This is a genomic window from Nocardia alni (assembly GCF_019038435.1).
In the GTDB taxonomy this organism is placed as follows: Bacteria; Actinomycetota; Actinomycetes; order Mycobacteriales; family Mycobacteriaceae; genus Nocardia; species Nocardia alni.
Window position 1 is genome coordinate 33,492 of the sequence record NZ_JAGPOX010000072.1, and the last position, 14,353, is coordinate 47,844.

14 protein-coding genes are annotated in these 14,353 nt (G+C 65.8%); 5 read left to right on the forward strand and 9 right to left on the reverse strand.

Translation table 11 applies throughout. The features are described from left to right. Positions 1-30 precede the first annotated feature (30 nt). The 3 genes from JZ791_RS25225 to JZ791_RS25235 form a co-directional block, all read right to left on the reverse strand. Positions 31-1,176, reverse strand: a complete 1,146-nt coding sequence (locus JZ791_RS25225) for a lipase family protein (RefSeq protein ID WP_254206270.1) — start codon at positions 1,174-1,176, stop codon at positions 31-33. Between the two features lie 268 nt (positions 1,177-1,444). After that, a complete protein-coding gene (locus JZ791_RS25230) occupies positions 1,445-2,599 on the reverse strand; it encodes a lipase family protein (RefSeq protein ID WP_308163086.1) in 1,155 nt (384 codons plus the stop codon). Between the two features lie 749 nt (positions 2,600-3,348). Next, the gene (locus JZ791_RS25235) at positions 3,349-4,278 is read right to left on the reverse strand and encodes a fatty acid desaturase family protein (RefSeq protein WP_216897698.1); all 930 of its coding nucleotides are present in this window, start codon (positions 4,276-4,278) and stop codon (positions 3,349-3,351) included. Positions 4,279-4,594: 316 nt separating this feature from the next. On the opposite strand from JZ791_RS25235, the gene JZ791_RS25240 reads away from it, so the two are divergent. Beyond that, entirely contained in the window at positions 4,595-4,750 is a 156-nt protein-coding gene (locus JZ791_RS25240) for a hypothetical protein (RefSeq protein WP_216897699.1), read from the forward strand. Positions 4,751-4,960: 210 nt separating this feature from the next. On the opposite strand, the gene JZ791_RS25245 is transcribed toward JZ791_RS25240, so the two are convergent. Both JZ791_RS25245 and mca read right to left on the reverse strand, forming a co-directional pair. Further along, positions 4,961-5,290 carry a hypothetical protein gene (locus JZ791_RS25245; RefSeq protein ID WP_254206271.1) on the reverse strand — a complete coding sequence of 110 codons (330 nt, stop codon included), beginning with the start codon at positions 5,288-5,290 and terminating at the stop codon, positions 4,961-4,963. After that, positions 5,287-6,201 carry a mycothiol conjugate amidase Mca gene (mca, locus tag JZ791_RS25250; protein ID WP_308163087.1) on the reverse strand — a complete coding sequence of 305 codons (915 nt, stop codon included), beginning with the start codon at positions 6,199-6,201 and terminating at the stop codon, positions 5,287-5,289. The genes JZ791_RS25245 and mca overlap by 4 nt, the downstream gene beginning before the upstream one ends. Before the next feature lie 377 nt (positions 6,202-6,578). Between mca and JZ791_RS25255 the strand changes: the two genes are divergently transcribed. Further along, positions 6,579-7,037 carry a DUF4307 domain-containing protein gene (locus JZ791_RS25255; protein ID WP_216897700.1) on the forward strand — a complete coding sequence of 153 codons (459 nt, stop codon included), beginning with the start codon at positions 6,579-6,581 and terminating at the stop codon, positions 7,035-7,037. A gap of 286 nt (positions 7,038-7,323) precedes the next feature. Then, positions 7,324-7,818 carry a transcription elongation factor GreA gene (gene greA, locus JZ791_RS25260; RefSeq protein ID WP_216897701.1) on the forward strand — a complete coding sequence of 165 codons (495 nt, stop codon included), beginning with the start codon at positions 7,324-7,326 and terminating at the stop codon, positions 7,816-7,818. Between the two features lie 191 nt (positions 7,819-8,009). Here greA and JZ791_RS25265 read toward each other — a convergent pair whose 3' ends face one another. Further along, positions 8,010-9,158 carry a cystathionine gamma-synthase gene (locus tag JZ791_RS25265; protein WP_216897702.1) on the reverse strand — a complete coding sequence of 383 codons (1,149 nt, stop codon included), beginning with the start codon at positions 9,156-9,158 and terminating at the stop codon, positions 8,010-8,012. A 132-nt stretch (positions 9,159-9,290) separates the two neighbouring features. Here JZ791_RS25265 and JZ791_RS25270 point away from each other — a divergent pair, with 132 nt between their 5' ends. Next, complete coding sequence (locus JZ791_RS25270; RefSeq protein ID WP_216897703.1) at positions 9,291-10,454, forward strand: acyl-CoA dehydrogenase family protein; 1,164 nt, start codon at positions 9,291-9,293, stop codon at positions 10,452-10,454. A 49-nt stretch (positions 10,455-10,503) separates the two neighbouring features. Here the strand turns inward: JZ791_RS25270 and JZ791_RS25275 are convergent, their stop codons facing one another. The 3 genes from JZ791_RS25275 to JZ791_RS25285 all read right to left on the reverse strand — a co-directional run bounded on the left by JZ791_RS25275 (position 10,504) and on the right by JZ791_RS25285 (position 13,800). Next, positions 10,504-10,917 (reverse strand): hypothetical protein, encoded by a 414-nt coding sequence (locus tag JZ791_RS25275; protein WP_216897704.1) that lies wholly within the window; start codon positions 10,915-10,917, stop codon positions 10,504-10,506. A gap of 133 nt (positions 10,918-11,050) precedes the next feature. Further along, on the reverse strand, positions 11,051-11,680 hold the full coding sequence (locus JZ791_RS25280) for a transglycosylase SLT domain-containing protein (RefSeq protein ID WP_216897705.1): 630 nt from the start codon (positions 11,678-11,680) through the stop codon (positions 11,051-11,053). A 722-nt stretch (positions 11,681-12,402) separates the two neighbouring features. Beyond that, the gene (locus JZ791_RS25285) at positions 12,403-13,800 is read right to left on the reverse strand and encodes a cystathionine beta-synthase (protein WP_216897706.1); all 1,398 of its coding nucleotides are present in this window, start codon (positions 13,798-13,800) and stop codon (positions 12,403-12,405) included. Positions 13,801-13,897: 97 nt separating this feature from the next. On the opposite strand from JZ791_RS25285, the gene JZ791_RS25290 reads away from it, so the two are divergent. Further along, positions 13,898-14,353, forward strand: a 456-nt coding sequence (locus tag JZ791_RS25290; RefSeq protein ID WP_254206279.1) for a hypothetical protein, incomplete at its 3' end; no start/stop codon positions are given.

The window sequence follows — 14,353 nt, forward strand, 5'->3', positions numbered from 1 at the left end:
AGGTCCCAGCGGGCCGGCGAAGGATCGAGGCTAATGGAGCACGGGGCACTCGTCCGGCGCGGGTTCCCCGCGTAGCCTGGCGTCGATCCAGTTGATGGAGCCACCGGCTCCGTTGACCATCGCGGACAAATGATCACCCGGTACAGTGCGGAACTCGGCCGGAACGCCGAGACCGCACTGCCTCCGGTACACCTGCTGCGGCCCCTGGATGGGAATCCAGAAATCGTTATCCCCGTGGTAAATGTAGAGCGGCACAGCGGATTTGCGATCGGTCAGGTTCGTCGCCCGCTCGATTTCACCGGCGATACGACTGTCGAGCGGGTGGTCGATATTCGCCGCGACATCGATCGGAATTCCCACCGCGCCGAGCGGACCGTCGGCATCGCCGCAGACATCCCGTATCGGCGATGTCGCCACCCACTGCGCGAGATGGTTCATGTACTGCAGCATCTCGGGATGTTCGCGCGCCATCGCCAGTGCCACCGCCAGCAGAATTCCGGATGCGCTGTGCCCGTTGAACACCCGCGCGACCGCGCCGTAGTCGGTCACCAATCCACCCATGGACGCACCCACCAGTACGCCCGCCAGCTCCGGTGCGTATTCGTGCATCAGCATCGAGGTCGCATACGATGCGATCGCACCGCCCGAATAACCGACGACGGCGAACCGACTACCCCGGAATTCATTCGGGAACAGGGAGCGGACAGCCCGGATCGAATCCAGGGTGACGTGCCCCGCGACGGTCGGCTCGGCATAGGACATCCGAGGGCCCTCGTGATCGGGCACGAGAACCGCGTGTCCCTTGTTCAGCTCCGACGCGACATCCGGGAGGAAGACGTTGATGTCGCTGTTGTCGCGGACTCCGTGCGCGATCGTATAGCCGGGGGTGCAGTGCAACCCGAGTGCGTTGATCGGCATGGTGTCCACTTCCACCGGCCGCGGACCCGGCCCGTTCCACGCAACGGCGGGGACGAGCATTGTCGCCGTGCCGAAGGATGCCTCGCCCGAGACCGAGGTGGACCGGAACTTCATCAGCGTCGCGTGCGCGATCGGGGCCTGGATGATGGAGGCCGCCATCGCCGTCACGTCGCGCGATTCGAGCGGCTGTCCCGGACTCGCCGCGGCGAGATTGTCGGGCCAGGCGTCGAATACCGGATCGCCGGCGGGGGAAGGCAATATCGCCCGCCACAGCGCCGAAGCCCCTCCCGCCTCATGCGTCGCCGTGGCCGGCGGCGGCGGAATTGCGTTATCGATCCACGATTGCAACGGGGAGGGCGCTGGATTACCCACTGCCGGCGGTGGCGATCCGGAATTATCCGGAGGCGCCGCATCGGCCCGCGCGGCGACCGCCACTCCACCGATGAGCAATGTACATAGAAGCGCTAGAAGCGATCTCAAATCTTTTCATCCTCGTTTATCATCGAGACGCCGGTTGGATATCGAACTAATGCGGCACATGACATTCACTGGGCGCCGGTTCGCCGCGCAACCGGGCGTTGATCCAATCGCTGAGCCCAGGATAACCGGTGACATAACCGATCAGATGCTCGCCGGGCACGACGCGGAAGACAGCCGGAACGCCACGGCTGCATTGTTGGCCGTACATGCGCTCGGCGTCCTCGAGCGGAATCCAGGGGTCGATCGAGCCGTGATAGATGTACAGCGGTGCGCCGGATTTCCGTCCGGTCAAATCCAATGTGCCGTACATCTGTTCGGCGATCGGGCTGTCCAGCGGGTCGTTGATCTCCGCCGCGACGTCGACCGGGATTCCGACCACGCCGAGCGGCCCATCGGCGTCGCCGCAGATGTCCCGGACCGGAGACGTCGCCACCCACTGCGCCAGATGGTTCATGTACCGCAGCATCTCGGGATGTTCGCGCGCTATCGCCAGCGTCACCGACAGCAGGATTCCGGACGCGATATTGCCGTTGAACCGGTGCGCGACATCTCGGTAGTCGGTGACCAGTCCGCCCGACGCGACTCCGGTCAGCACACCCGACAGTTCCGGCGCGTACTCGTCGAGCAGCATGGCCGCCGCGTACGACGCGATCGCCCCGCCCGAGTAGCCCTCGGCCACGTACCGGCTGGCGCCGAACTCGGCGGGCAGGTAATTCCGCAGTGCGCGAATGGAATCGAGCATCACATGTCCGGCGACGTTCGGCTCGGCATATGCCATCAGCGGACCCTCGTGGTCGGGAACCAGGACCGCGTGCCCCTGACCGAGCGCCAGCCAGACCGACGGCAGGAAAGTGCTGAGATCGGTATTGGGCCGGTCGAACAGGCCGTGCGACAGCTGGAAACCCGGGGTGCAGTGCGAACCGAGAGAGTTGATCGGCAGCGCGTTCACTTCGACCGGCCGCGGACCGGGCCCGGCCCACTGGGCCGCCGGGATGATCAAGGTGGCGGTGCCGAAGGAGGGTGCGCCCGACGCCGAGGTGGACCGGAACTTCAACAGCACGGCTTGGCGGATCGGTACCGCCATGCGTGTCGCCGCGGTGGCCGTGACATCACGCGCTTCGATGATCTGGCCCGGGTGCAGGGCGCCCAGATCGGCAGGCCAGGCGTCGAAGATCGGATCCCCCGTCTGTGGCGACAGCACCCCACGCCACAATGCCGTCTGCGCCGTCTGTGTATCACCGCCGAGATTCTGCGGCGCTGGTATCGTGCTGTCGATCCATTTCTGTAATGGCGAAGGGCCTGGATTTCCCGGTAACGATGGCGCTGCCGGGCCGTTGTCGGCCCGCGCGGGCTGACCGCTCAACAATGCGCAACTCATCAAAACCGCAATGACGACTACCGGAAACTGTCTCACACCCACATCCTCGAGCTCGGACGAACCCGCCGAGAGTATCTACTACGCGACCATCCCGGCGATCCTCGAGTACAGAGTCTATGACCTCATACAGCCGACCGCGATTGAGGTTGTGGCGAACACCACTCAGGTTTGCGCTGAATGAAACCGCTTGCAATCAAGGCCCCTGACCTGCTAGGAAGCCGAATGGTCCGATGAATAAGTACCACACGACCGATGCTCGAATATTCAAATTAAGAATAACGACTAACTTCCGCGAAGATTCGCCCTGGTAGATCCCCCAGAATTGCCTCGACCGCCGGCCGTGTTTCCCGAATGTGAACTCTTCGTGCGGCTCGTCCGCGCGCGGGTGTCCGGGGTGTTGTCAGCGCCGGGAATACTTGCGCGCGATACAGGTGGGAAAAAGCTATGGGCCGGACGAGGCGCCGCCTGATAAGGGGGTGGAATTTCCGACGTCGGCGGATCGATCCGGACGATCCGGCACGGCTGCGCCTGGACAGCCCCGCGCTCCCCCGGATTCGCGAGCGGTGAGAAGCTCAGCCGAGCCCGATGGGGCCGCGAAGCTGCCGCGCTACGGCGGTGGCGAAGCCGAGGTTGTACTGGCCGCCCTCATCGAGGAACTTCTCGCGTAGTTCGTACCAGCGCAGGCCCGGGTGGCGGTGGTGCACGCCATGCAGGTTGAAGCTGAGCGCGAAGCGTTCCAGGCCGTGGGACAGGCGCAGGTTCATCGCCTCCAGCGGTGCGTCCAGATCGGTGCCGTAGTGGTAGGCATTGTCGGACAGGGAGATGATCACCGCCCGGCCGGCGAGCGCCAGCAGCAACATCCAGCCGTGCGGGCCGTAGGCCACGAACGCGGCGACGTACAGCACAACGATGGCGGCGGCGTCGGTGCGGAACTGTCCCAGCACTCTGGCCTGCGCGATCCGGTCGAACAGCAGACCGGCGACCGAATCCGGCGCGTCCAGGCGCCGGCCCAGCGCGCGCACCACCGCCACGGGCAGCGCGGCCACCAGCACCGCGACGACCTCGAGCAGATACAGGCCGCCACACAGCCGCGCGAAGTATCCGGGCGCCGCCTTCGTCCAACTGGATGCCGCCGGGTCGTAGATCTCGGCGCGCTCACGCGTGCGGCTGTACCGATGATGCAGCAGGTGCCCGGACTTCAGCATCGCGAACGGGGAGCCGTACAGGACCGCGAGTACGCGCCCGTAGACGTCGTTCGTCGCGCGCCGGGTGATCAGGGTGCCGTGGATGGCCTCGTGGATCAGCGACCAGAACGGCGTGGTCAGCAGAACCGGGGCCGCCAGCGTCCAGCCCCACGTCGTGCCGCGCGGCAGCAGGAACAGCGGCAGCAGGAACAGCTGGAACAGTCCCAGAACGATGGCCGTGCCGATCAACCAGCTGTTGATCCGGCGCACCTGCCCTCGGGATCCGCGCTCCCTGCGGCGGGTGCTCACATCGGTCATTTCCGCTGCCTCATCACCATTCGATCCAACCCGTATCGAGCCCATAGTGCCACTGCCGAGAGGCGTTGAGCAGGATCGAAATATGGTCTCGACCAAGAGGTTCAGACCTATTCATCAGCTGTGCGAAACCGGTTCATCTCGGGCGGGTCCGCACCCCTCCCGGTCACCGTGCCGTCAACACGCAAGCCCCCATCCTGGGCGCGCAGACACCCGTGAGCCCAGGCGCGACATACATCTGTAGACGCTAGCGCGCATCACCCGCCATGCGTGCCGAAACCGTAACTCCCGAGCCGTCCGAATTGGGTATTTCTCCCCCATGGGAAACATGACATCACCCGGCGCGGCCCGCCGCCCCTGGTACGCCGATCTCGAGGACGCCGAGCGCCGCGGCGCCCACGGCAGCGCCGGAATCGGCTATTTCGACTGCGATTGCGATATCTGTCGCCATCGCCACCACGAGCGGCCGTTCTGAACCGCCACGTGAATTCGACACCCGGGGTTCCCGCAGCGCCCGCGGGTAGCGCGAACACACCTACCGTGCCGCGCACCTCCGAGGACTCGGCATGCCCTCGGCCTGGTAGTTCGAACCGCTAGAGCGGCGCCGTACCGTCTTCGACCGGACCGGTTAAAATCGAAGGCCGCCTCCACCTTTCGGCGGAGGCGGCCTTCGAACGTGTACGGCTCAGGCTGTGCCCGGTGGTTCGGAGTTCGTGGCATCGGACTTCGGCGATTTCGCGGTCGTCACCTTATCGGCGTCCGGCGCGCCGGAATCGGTCTCGTCCGACTCCGCGACACCGGGGTCGGTGCCCTCGTCGGCGGCCTGATCCGCCTCCGGATGTTCCGGGGAGAACGTCGCGGGCAACCCCTTGATGTGCTTGTTCATCGAACGGATCAGCAGGACCGTACCGGCCAGCAGGATCAGGACGATGACCAGGCCCATCGGGGACGCCTTGCCGAACTCCGGGCCCGTCGGGTTGGTGGTGCTGCCTTGCGCGAGGATGGTGAGAATCATCGGTGTGTCACCTCGATCTGCGGGTCTGCTTCTCCGGCCGAATCGATACCGGCGAACAGGTCCGTCTCCGGTATCTCGGTACGCACCCGTGTCTTGGCCAACTCGAATTCCTCGGTCGGCCAGAGTCTCTGTTGCATATCCATCGGTATCGCGAAGAACGCGCCGTTCGGGTCGATCTGTGTGGCGTGCGCGCGCAGGGCGTCGTCACGCTGGGGGAAGTACTTGGAGCATTCGATCTGCGTGGTCACCCGGCTCATCCGATCGCCGCGCTCGGCGGCCATCTTGCGAACTCGATCCAGCCACTCCTGCATGGGGAACGGCTCGCCGATGCGCTCGTACTCCTCGGCGAAGACCTCGATCCGCTGGATGCTGAAACCGTGGTCGTAGTACAGCTTCAACGGTGTCCACGGCGCGCCGGCATCGGGGAACTTCGATGGATCACCGGCCGTCTCGTACGCGGCCATCGACACCTTGTGGCACATGATGTGATCCGGGTGCGGGTAGCCGCCGTTCTCGTCATAGGTGGTGATCACGTGCGGTTTGAACTCACGCACCACGCGCACCAGCGCCTCGGTGGCCTCGTCGAGCGGTACCAGCCCGAAGCTGCCCTCCGGCAGCGGCGGCAGCGGATCGCCCTCCGGCAGACCCGAATCCACGAAACCCAGCCACTTGTGCCGCACTCCCAGCGCCTTGGCGGCCTCGGCCATCTCCTCACGCCGCACATCGTTGATGCGATCCAGGATGCCCGGCACGTCCATCGCCGGATTGAGGATCGACCCCCGCTCGCCGCCGGTCAGGCTCACGACGAGAACGTCGTCGCCCTCCGCGGCGTACTTCGCCGTCGTCGCGGCGCCCTTGCTGGACTCGTCGTCGGGGTGGGCATGTACGGCCATGAGACGAAAACCGCTCACGACCGAGCCTCGCCGGTGCTCGGCTCGGCCGTGCGCGGAGCGCGCTGAGCTGATGGTTCGGTCCGCTGCGCTCCCCTCACGGTATGGCTCACCTCACTGCTCACCGTCTCACCTCGATTGCTCGCCACCGCCATGTGGGCAGGGGATATCAGATCTCTCTCCATATAGTTCCATCCAGCTCTCCTTTGTTCCGCGCCGCCCCCGTATCGCGCCGGTCGCGCCCGCGAAGACGCACGACAGCAGACCGCCGGGCGCGGCGAGGGCGACCTGGGTCATGGCTCCGCCCGCGCATGGGGCACGATCGAGTGGGCGCACATGCGCCAGGGCGCGTGCCGCGAACGCAGGCGGCGCGCCGATCATGTACAGGAGCGAGCAGAATGAGTGAGGCCGCACCGGCGACCGACCGGTCCGAAACAGCTGACCGCCCGGATCTCGGCGATCGCTACGGGGCCCGCTCACGCCGCACGCCGCGGTGGATCTTGCCGGTCCTGAGCGTGGGTGTGGTCGTACTCGGCCTGATCATCGCGTACGTCGGCTACAAGAACCTCGGGCCCAAGGACATCGACCCCGAACAACTGGGCTATACGGTCGTCAACGATTCAACCGTCCAGGCCCATTTCAAGGTGACCCGCGCCCATCCCCTGCGACCCGCGGTCTGTTTCGTGCGGGCGATGGACAAGGACGGCGGCGAGGTCGGCCGCCGCGAGGTCCTGATTCCGCCCTCGACCAGCGGAACTGTCGAGATGAAGGTCATCGTGCGCAGCGTGGCGCGCCCGTCCGCGAGCGATGTCTACGGATGCAGTGCGGTGATCCCGCCGTATCTACGGGCGGGTTGATCCGGGCCTTCCAGGCGAAACGACTCGCAATCACCGCTCCGACCTGCATCTTTGTAAATCATGCTAAAATGATGCGATACACGGTTCCGAACGCTCGGAGCCGTGTTTGCTGCATTGGCGGCCAGCGCTGTCGGTTCCCGGGCACACAATGCCGAAAGGGAACAGGGCTCCCCAAGGGATCGCTCTAGCCGTCCACTGTTGCCGTTCACGCCCACGTGGGGCGCGTGCGGCCGCGGGTATATGGGAATCCCGGTTCGCCGGGAACAACTACTAGGGAGTGATCGAGATGACTGAGACGCAAGTGACCTGGCTGACACCGGAGTCGCATGAGAGGCTCAAGGGCGAACTCGACGCGCTCATTGCCAACCGTCCGGTCATCGCGGCCGAAATCAACGAGCGCCGCGAAGAGGGCGACCTCAAGGAGAACGGCGGCTACCACGCGGCGCGCGAGGAGCAGGGTCAGCAGGAGGCCCGCATCCGCCAGCTGCAGGAACTGCTGAACAACGCCAAGGTCGGCATCGCACCCACCAAGTCGGGCGTGGCCCTACCGGGCTCGGTCGTCAAGGTGTACTACAACGGCGACGAGACCGATACCGAAACGTTCCTCATCGCCACCCGTGAGGAGGGCCTGGGCCGCACCGACCTGGAGACCTACTCACCCAACTCTCCCCTCGGCGGCGCGCTCATCGACGCCAAGGTGGGCGAGACCCGGGAGTACTCCCTCCCCAATGGCAACATCATGAAGGTGACCCTGGTCAGCGCGGAGCCCTACCACAGCTGACTCCCGCTCGTCGCCCCCCGCCGATCCCGGCAGGGGGCGCCCCGGGAAGCCGTCCGCAGCGACGATATGCACTCTTTGTGCCGACTGAGCACACCGTATGGGCACTGAACAGGCGAGATATCCCTTGCTCAGTGCTCACTTGGTGTGCTCAGTCGAGTCAGTCTTTCCCGCACGCAACCTGGTGGGACTGTTCAGCCCAGCGCTTGTTCGATATCGGCCAGTAGGTCGCTGACGTCCTCGATGCCGACCGAGAGCCGGACCAGATCCGCCGGAACCTCCAGCTCCGAGCCCTCGGTGGAGGCGTGTGTCATCGCGCCCGGATGCTCGATCAGGGACTCCACTCCGCCGAGGGATTCGGCTAGGGTGAATACCTTTGTGCGCGAGCAGAAGTCGAGCGCGGCCTGACGACCGCCCTGCAGCCGCACCGAGATCATGCCGCCGAAGCGGCGCATCTGCTTCTGCGCCACCGCGTGGCCGGGGTGCTGCCCCAGGCCCGGGTAGATGACCTGGGAGATGGCCGCGTGCCCGGTCAGGTGTTCGGCGATCATCGCGGCGTTGTCGCAATGCCGATCCATGCGCACCGCAAGGGTTTTGATGCCGCGCAGGGTCAGGAACGCGTCGGTCGGGCCGGGGACCGCGCCCGCGCCGTTCTGTAGGAATGCGAACGCGGCGTCGAGTTCGGGATCGTCGGTGATCAGCGCGCCGCCGACGACATCCGAATGCCCGCCCAGGTATTTGGTGGTGGAATGCGTCACGATATCGGCACCCAGCAGCAGCGGCTGTTGCAGATACGGCGTGGCGAAGGTGTTGTCCACGACCAGTTTCGCGCCGGCGCCGTGCGCGATATCGGCCAGCGCGGCGATATCGGCGATATTCAGCAGCGGGTTGGTGGGTGTCTCCACCCAGACCAGTTTGGTATTGGGGCGCAGGGCATTACGCACCGAATCCGGATCGGACACCTTGGCCACCGAGTACTCGATGCCCCACTGCGTGAACACCTTGTCGATCAGGCGGAACGTGCCGCCGTAGGCGTCGTTCGGGATGACCAGATGATCGCCCGGCCGCAGCGTCGCGCGCAGCGCACAGTCGGTGGCCGCCATCCCGGACGCGAAGGCGCGGCCGTAACGCCCCGATTCCAGGGCCGCCAGATTGGCCTCCAGCGCGGTGCGGGTCGGATTGCCGGTGCGGGCGTACTCGAACCCGCCGCGCAGCCCGCCGACACCGTCCTGGGCGAAGGTGGAACTCGCGTAGATCGGCACGTTCACCGCACCGGTCAGCGGATCGGGATCGAACCCGGCGTGTATGGCCCGGGTGGAGAAACCCAGCTGGTCATCGGTCATGACCCCCAGCCTAGGAGGCGGCGCCGACATGCGACGCGTGAGGTCCGGCACGTTCCCGCGACAGGTCCGACGACCACCCCGCAAGCCCCTGACATCTCGATGACCACCCGGGCCAGGCCCTACTGTGGACCCATGGTGACCGTAGACGAGCTGTTCGCGATAGATTCCCTGCTCAGCGACCAGGAGCGTGAGATTCGGCAGGCTGTGCGGCAGTTCGGCGACCAGCGGCTGCGGCCTCATATCGCGGACTGGTTCGAGGAGGGCACGTTCCCGGCGCGGGAGCTGGCTCCCGAACTGGGCAAGCTCGGCCTGCTCGGCATGCATCTCGACGGCTACGGCTGCGCGGGCACGTCGGCGACCGAGTACGGGCTGGCATGCCTGGAGCTCGAGGCGGTGGACTCGGGGGTGCGCAGCATGGTGTCGGTGCAGGGCTCGCTGGCCATGACCGCCATTCACCACTACGGCTCCGAGGAGCAGAAACGGCACTGGCTGCCGGATATGGCGGCCGGGCGGGTGATCGGCTGTTTCGGACTGACCGAACCCGATTTCGGCTCCAATCCGGGCGGGATGCGCACGCGCGCGGTGCGCGACGGCGCGGATTGGATAGTGAACGGCGCGAAGATGTGGATCACCAACGGCTCGGTGGCCGACGTCGCGGTGGTGTGGGCCCGCACCGAGGAGGGCATCCGGGGTTTCCTGGTGCCTGCGGGCACGCCCGGATTCACCGCACGTGAGATGCATCGCAAATTGTCGTTGCGCGCCTCGATTACCGCGGAGCTGGATCTGGACGGTGTGCGGCTGCCCGGTGACGCGCTGCTGCCCGAGGGCAAGGGCCTGTCCGCGCCGCTGGGCTGCCTGTCCGAGGCCCGATTCGGCATCGTGTTCGGCGCACTCGGCGCCGCGCGTGACTGTCTGGCCGCCGCCATCGACTACGCGCGCACCCGCGAGGTGTTCGACAAGCCGCTGGCCGCCTATCAGCTGACCCAGGCCAAACTCGCGGATATGGCGGTAGAACTCGGCAAGGGCGAGTTGCTGGCGCTGCACCTGGGCCGATTGAAGGACCGCGGCGAGGTGCGCCCGGAACAGGTGAGCGCGGGCAAGCTCAACAGCACCCGAGAGGCCCTGGCCATCGCCCGGCAGTGCCGCACCATCCTCGGCGCGAACGGCATCACTCTGGACTACCCGGTATTACGGCACGCGAACAATCTCGAGTCGGTGCTCACCTACGAGGGCACCGCCGAGGTACACCAGCTGGTACTGGGCGAGGCGCTCACCGGCGCCAAAGCATTTCGCTGACGACATACTTCGACGCGGCGCCGAGGACCGCACCGAAACCTTTCAATACTTACGAATATGCCCGAGGGTTGCTCCGACTGCCATCCCGAAGAACATCGCGTTCGAGTATTTCAGGCATATCGTCGCGATCGCCCGCCCGTTCCGTCGCACGCTCCACCACGTGCAGCCGAGGCTGCCGCACAGGTCGTGACAGACCTCCGGCGATCAGCAGCACGAGCGTGCCCCCGACGATGATCAGCACGGTACTCAGGATCGGCACGGTCACCGAGGTGGGCACGCCGATCCGGGCCAGCGCCGCGACGAGGCCGACGCCCCAGATCAGCACGGCGGCGAAACGCGCCAGCATGGGGCCGTGCACGGGACCGAGGCAATGCGCGATCGGGGACATTACGACCCGGCCGAGCACAGCGGCGACGACGGCGATTACCAACCCGAGTGCCGCATACGGCAGCCACATGCTCAAACAGACCATCCCCTCACACCGCTCCCCGGCCGTATGCCGAAAATCCCTATGCTGTTTATACCCCGAGGCAATCGAACGAATCCACTATTTGCGTTGATATTGCCGATTCAACCAGAAAGTTAAAAAAGACCGGTCAGTATGCAGAATCGACGTTATCCATAGAGCCGTAACGGTTCGCGGCGTAATTGCAGGCTGCGACGATGTTGGCGACCGGGTCCCAGATATTCCACGAGGTGCCCGAGACGTGATACGCGTTGAAGGTCGGGTCGATGACCTGCAGCAATCCCTTGGACGGGATACCCATCGCGGCATTGGAGTCGTACAGGTTGATGGCCCCCGGGTTACCGCTGGACTCGCGAATAATGTTGCGGTAGATGCCGTCGTAGCTGCCCGGGATGCCGTGCGCGGCCATGATGTCCAGGGACTGGCGAATCCAGCCGTCCAGAGTGTTCGGGTAGATCACCGGCGCGGGCGCGGGGGGCGGCGCGGGCTGCGCCAGGGCCTTCGGCGCGGGCATCGGCGCCGGAACCGGGGCCGCCGCCTGCTTCTCGGCCTGCTTCGCGACGTGCTGCAAGGCCGGGGGCACCGGGACAGCGGGGGTCGCAGTGGTTTCCTGGGCGATCGTGCTGGCCAGGGCCGCCGGCTTGACCGCATTGGCATGCTCGCCACCCGCGGAGGTGATCGCGGCGAGAGCGGCCAGGGCCAAGGTCGCGGATCCGGCGGTCCGCGCGACCGCCTTGGTTCTACTGCTCTTGATCGACATTTCGACGTGGTTCCTACTCTGATTCCGGGCCGATGTGGCCTGCGGTAGGCAGCACGCGATAGGGAACCGACCCACTGCCAGTGGGCTCGTCCCTGCGTGGTCTACCGATGGACTGTGCGGCGAAAGATTCGACTCCCCGCCGATACGACGCGACTCAGCTGTTGCCGGGTGGTGAACCCGTGCACCGGCGATGTGCTCTCATGCCCCCGGCGGCGCACAGCACGGCCACGGCGCCCGGAGGCACTGCATTCGCTACCGCATTCCGCATGGGCGTTGACAACTCCTCGTGTAATCCAGACTCGAAGTCTGGTTAACCAACGAGGTCACAGGATGATTGCGCTAGGTTAACAGAGTCTGAACCGAAGGTTAACGAAAGGCGCTGCAGCACTCTTTCATGCGCAATGGGTACCGGCGACAACCCTCTGAGCGGGGCGTCTGCTTGATAGCTATAAGTGAGCCGGATCACAGAAAAAGTTAGCGTGTCGCAACATCGGAGTCCATTTTGTCCGCTTTTTCGGACGGTTTGGACACCGTTTGGTAACGAAGCCGGACCCCACCCCTTTGCGGCGTCACCGAACCGTTAAATACCCGCCCACTCCGGCGGTAAACCTCGGCGACTCGAGCCACGGCACCGACAGCGGCCGGACCGAGGTCGTGCGATCGCCCCCTGGGCACCACCCAGGGGGAACAGCATCCGTTCAGCTATCGGTCGGAGACCGCGCTCAGTGCACGCCCGGGATTCCGGACTTGGTCAGGAATCCGAGCAGATCGTGCCGGGTGATCACGCCGATCGGCTTACCGTCCTCGACCACCATCAGCGCGTCGGTGGATTCGAGTTCCTTGGTCACCGCCGACACCGGCTCGCCCGCGCCGATCAGCGGGAACGACGGGCTCATATGTTTGGACACCGGATCGGCCAGATGGGCACGGCCCTCGAACACCGCGGACAGCAGATCCCGCTCGCTCACGCTGCCGGCCACCTCGCCCGCCATCACCGGCGGTTCGGCGCCCACCACGGGCATCTGGGACACGCCGTACTCGCGCAGGATCTCGATGGCGTCGCGCAGCGTCTCCTGAGGATGGGTGTGCACCAGATCGGGCAGCGCGCCGGACTTGCCGCGCAGCACGTCGCCGACCGTCGGCTCGGGGGTGCTGCCGTCCAGGCGGGTGCGCAGGAAGCCGTAGGAGCTCATCCACTGGTCGTTGAAGATCTTGGACAGATAGCCGCGGCCGCCGTCGGGCAGCAGCACCACGACGACAGCGTTCGGATCGCGCTCGGCCACCCGCAACGCGGCCACCACGGCCATTCCGCACGAGCCGCCGACCAGCAGGCCCTCCTCGCGGGCCAGGCGGCGGGTCATATCGAAGGAGTCGGCATCGGAGACCGCGATGATCTCGTCCGGGATCGCCGGGTCGTAGGCGCTGGGCCAGAAATCCTCGCCGACGCCCTCGACCAGATACGGCCGCCCGGTACCGCCGGAGTACACCGAACCCTCCGGATCCGCACCGATGATCTTGACCTTGCCGCCCGAAACCTCCTTGAGGTAACGGCCCGTGCCGGTGATGGTGCCGCCAGTGCCTACGCCCGCGACGAAATGCGTGACCGTGCCCTCGGTGTCGCGCCAGATCTCCGGACCGGTTGTCTCGTAATGGCTCAGCGGGCCGCCCGGATTCGAGTACTGATCCGGCTTCCACGCGCCCGGGATCTCCCGGACCAGGCGATCGGAGGTCTGGTAGTAGCTGTCCGGATGTTCCGGCGCCACGGCGGTCGGGCACACCACGACCTCGGCGCCGTAGGCGCGCAACACGTTCCGCTTGTCCTCGCTCACCTTGTCCGGGCACACGAACACGCACTTGTACCCGCGCTGCTGCGCGACCAGCGCGAGGCCCACACCGGTATTGCCGGACGTCGGCTCCACGATGGTGCCGCCCTTTTTCAGCAGCCCCTGTTCCTCGGCGGCGTCGATCATTCTGACCGCGATGCGATCCTTGGAGCTACCACCCGGGTTCAGGTACTCGACCTTGGCGGCCACCAAGCCGGAGTCGGGCCCCACCACGGAATTCAAGCGAACGAGCGGAGTATTGCCGATCAGCTCGACGACATGGTTCGCGATGCGCATGGCGCCCATCGTTCCATACGAAATGCATTGCATCGGAACGCGCTGATTCACAGGAGTCGCGTTACCGCGAATTTCCCCTATCATCACCCGCGTGAGGATGCCGAAGCCCGCCCGCATCGCCGCCGTCCTGCTCGCGTCCCTCGGGGCTGCGACCGCGATCGCGTCGTCCACCGTCGCAGGCGCAGACACAGTCCAATTCCCGCAGACACAGAGCCTGTTCTATGGCGGACTGTGCGTGGGAAATATCCGAGTGTGGGCCGATACCAGCCCCGACTATCCGGGCCGGGCGGTTATGAACGTCCAGGCCCAGCCCATCAATGGCGTAGGTTCCGGCGCATATCCGCTGGCGCCGCTGTGCAACGTCTTGACCACCGTGGCGTGGCGCAACCTGGACACAGGCGCGGTCGGCCAGTGGCGGGTGAACGTTGTCGCGGGCATCTACGGCAGCATTCTGTACGCCCTCTACCAGAACACCGGGCCCGGCCACGTGGCGGCGACCGTCACCACGAACAACGTCAGTGCGCCCTCGCACGCCACGTTCTTCGTCCCGGGC

What these genes read in the sequence shown, in the direction of transcription:
- JZ791_RS25235 (WP_216897698.1), bottom strand. Translation starts at nt 4,278, where the DNA reads ATGACCGATGTGAGCACCCGCCGCAGGGAGCGCGGATCCCGAGGGCAG.
- JZ791_RS25285 (WP_216897706.1), bottom strand. Translation starts at nt 13,800, where the DNA reads ATGCGCATCGCGAACCATGTCGTCGAGCTGATCGGCAATACTCCGCTC.
- JZ791_RS25255 (WP_216897700.1), top strand. Translation starts at nt 6,579, where the DNA reads ATGAGTGAGGCCGCACCGGCGACCGACCGGTCCGAAACAGCTGACCGC.
- greA (WP_216897701.1), top strand. Translation starts at nt 7,324, where the DNA reads ATGACTGAGACGCAAGTGACCTGGCTGACACCGGAGTCGCATGAGAGG.
- JZ791_RS25240 (WP_216897699.1), top strand. Translation starts at nt 4,595, where the DNA reads ATGGGAAACATGACATCACCCGGCGCGGCCCGCCGCCCCTGGTACGCC.
- JZ791_RS25280 (WP_216897705.1), bottom strand. Translation starts at nt 11,680, where the DNA reads ATGTCGATCAAGAGCAGTAGAACCAAGGCGGTCGCGCGGACCGCCGGA.
- JZ791_RS25270 (WP_216897703.1), top strand. Translation starts at nt 9,291, where the DNA reads ATGGTGACCGTAGACGAGCTGTTCGCGATAGATTCCCTGCTCAGCGAC.
- JZ791_RS25245 (WP_254206271.1), bottom strand. Translation starts at nt 5,290, where the DNA reads ATGATTCTCACCATCCTCGCGCAAGGCAGCACCACCAACCCGACGGGC.
- JZ791_RS25265 (WP_216897702.1), bottom strand. Translation starts at nt 9,158, where the DNA reads ATGACCGATGACCAGCTGGGTTTCTCCACCCGGGCCATACACGCCGGG.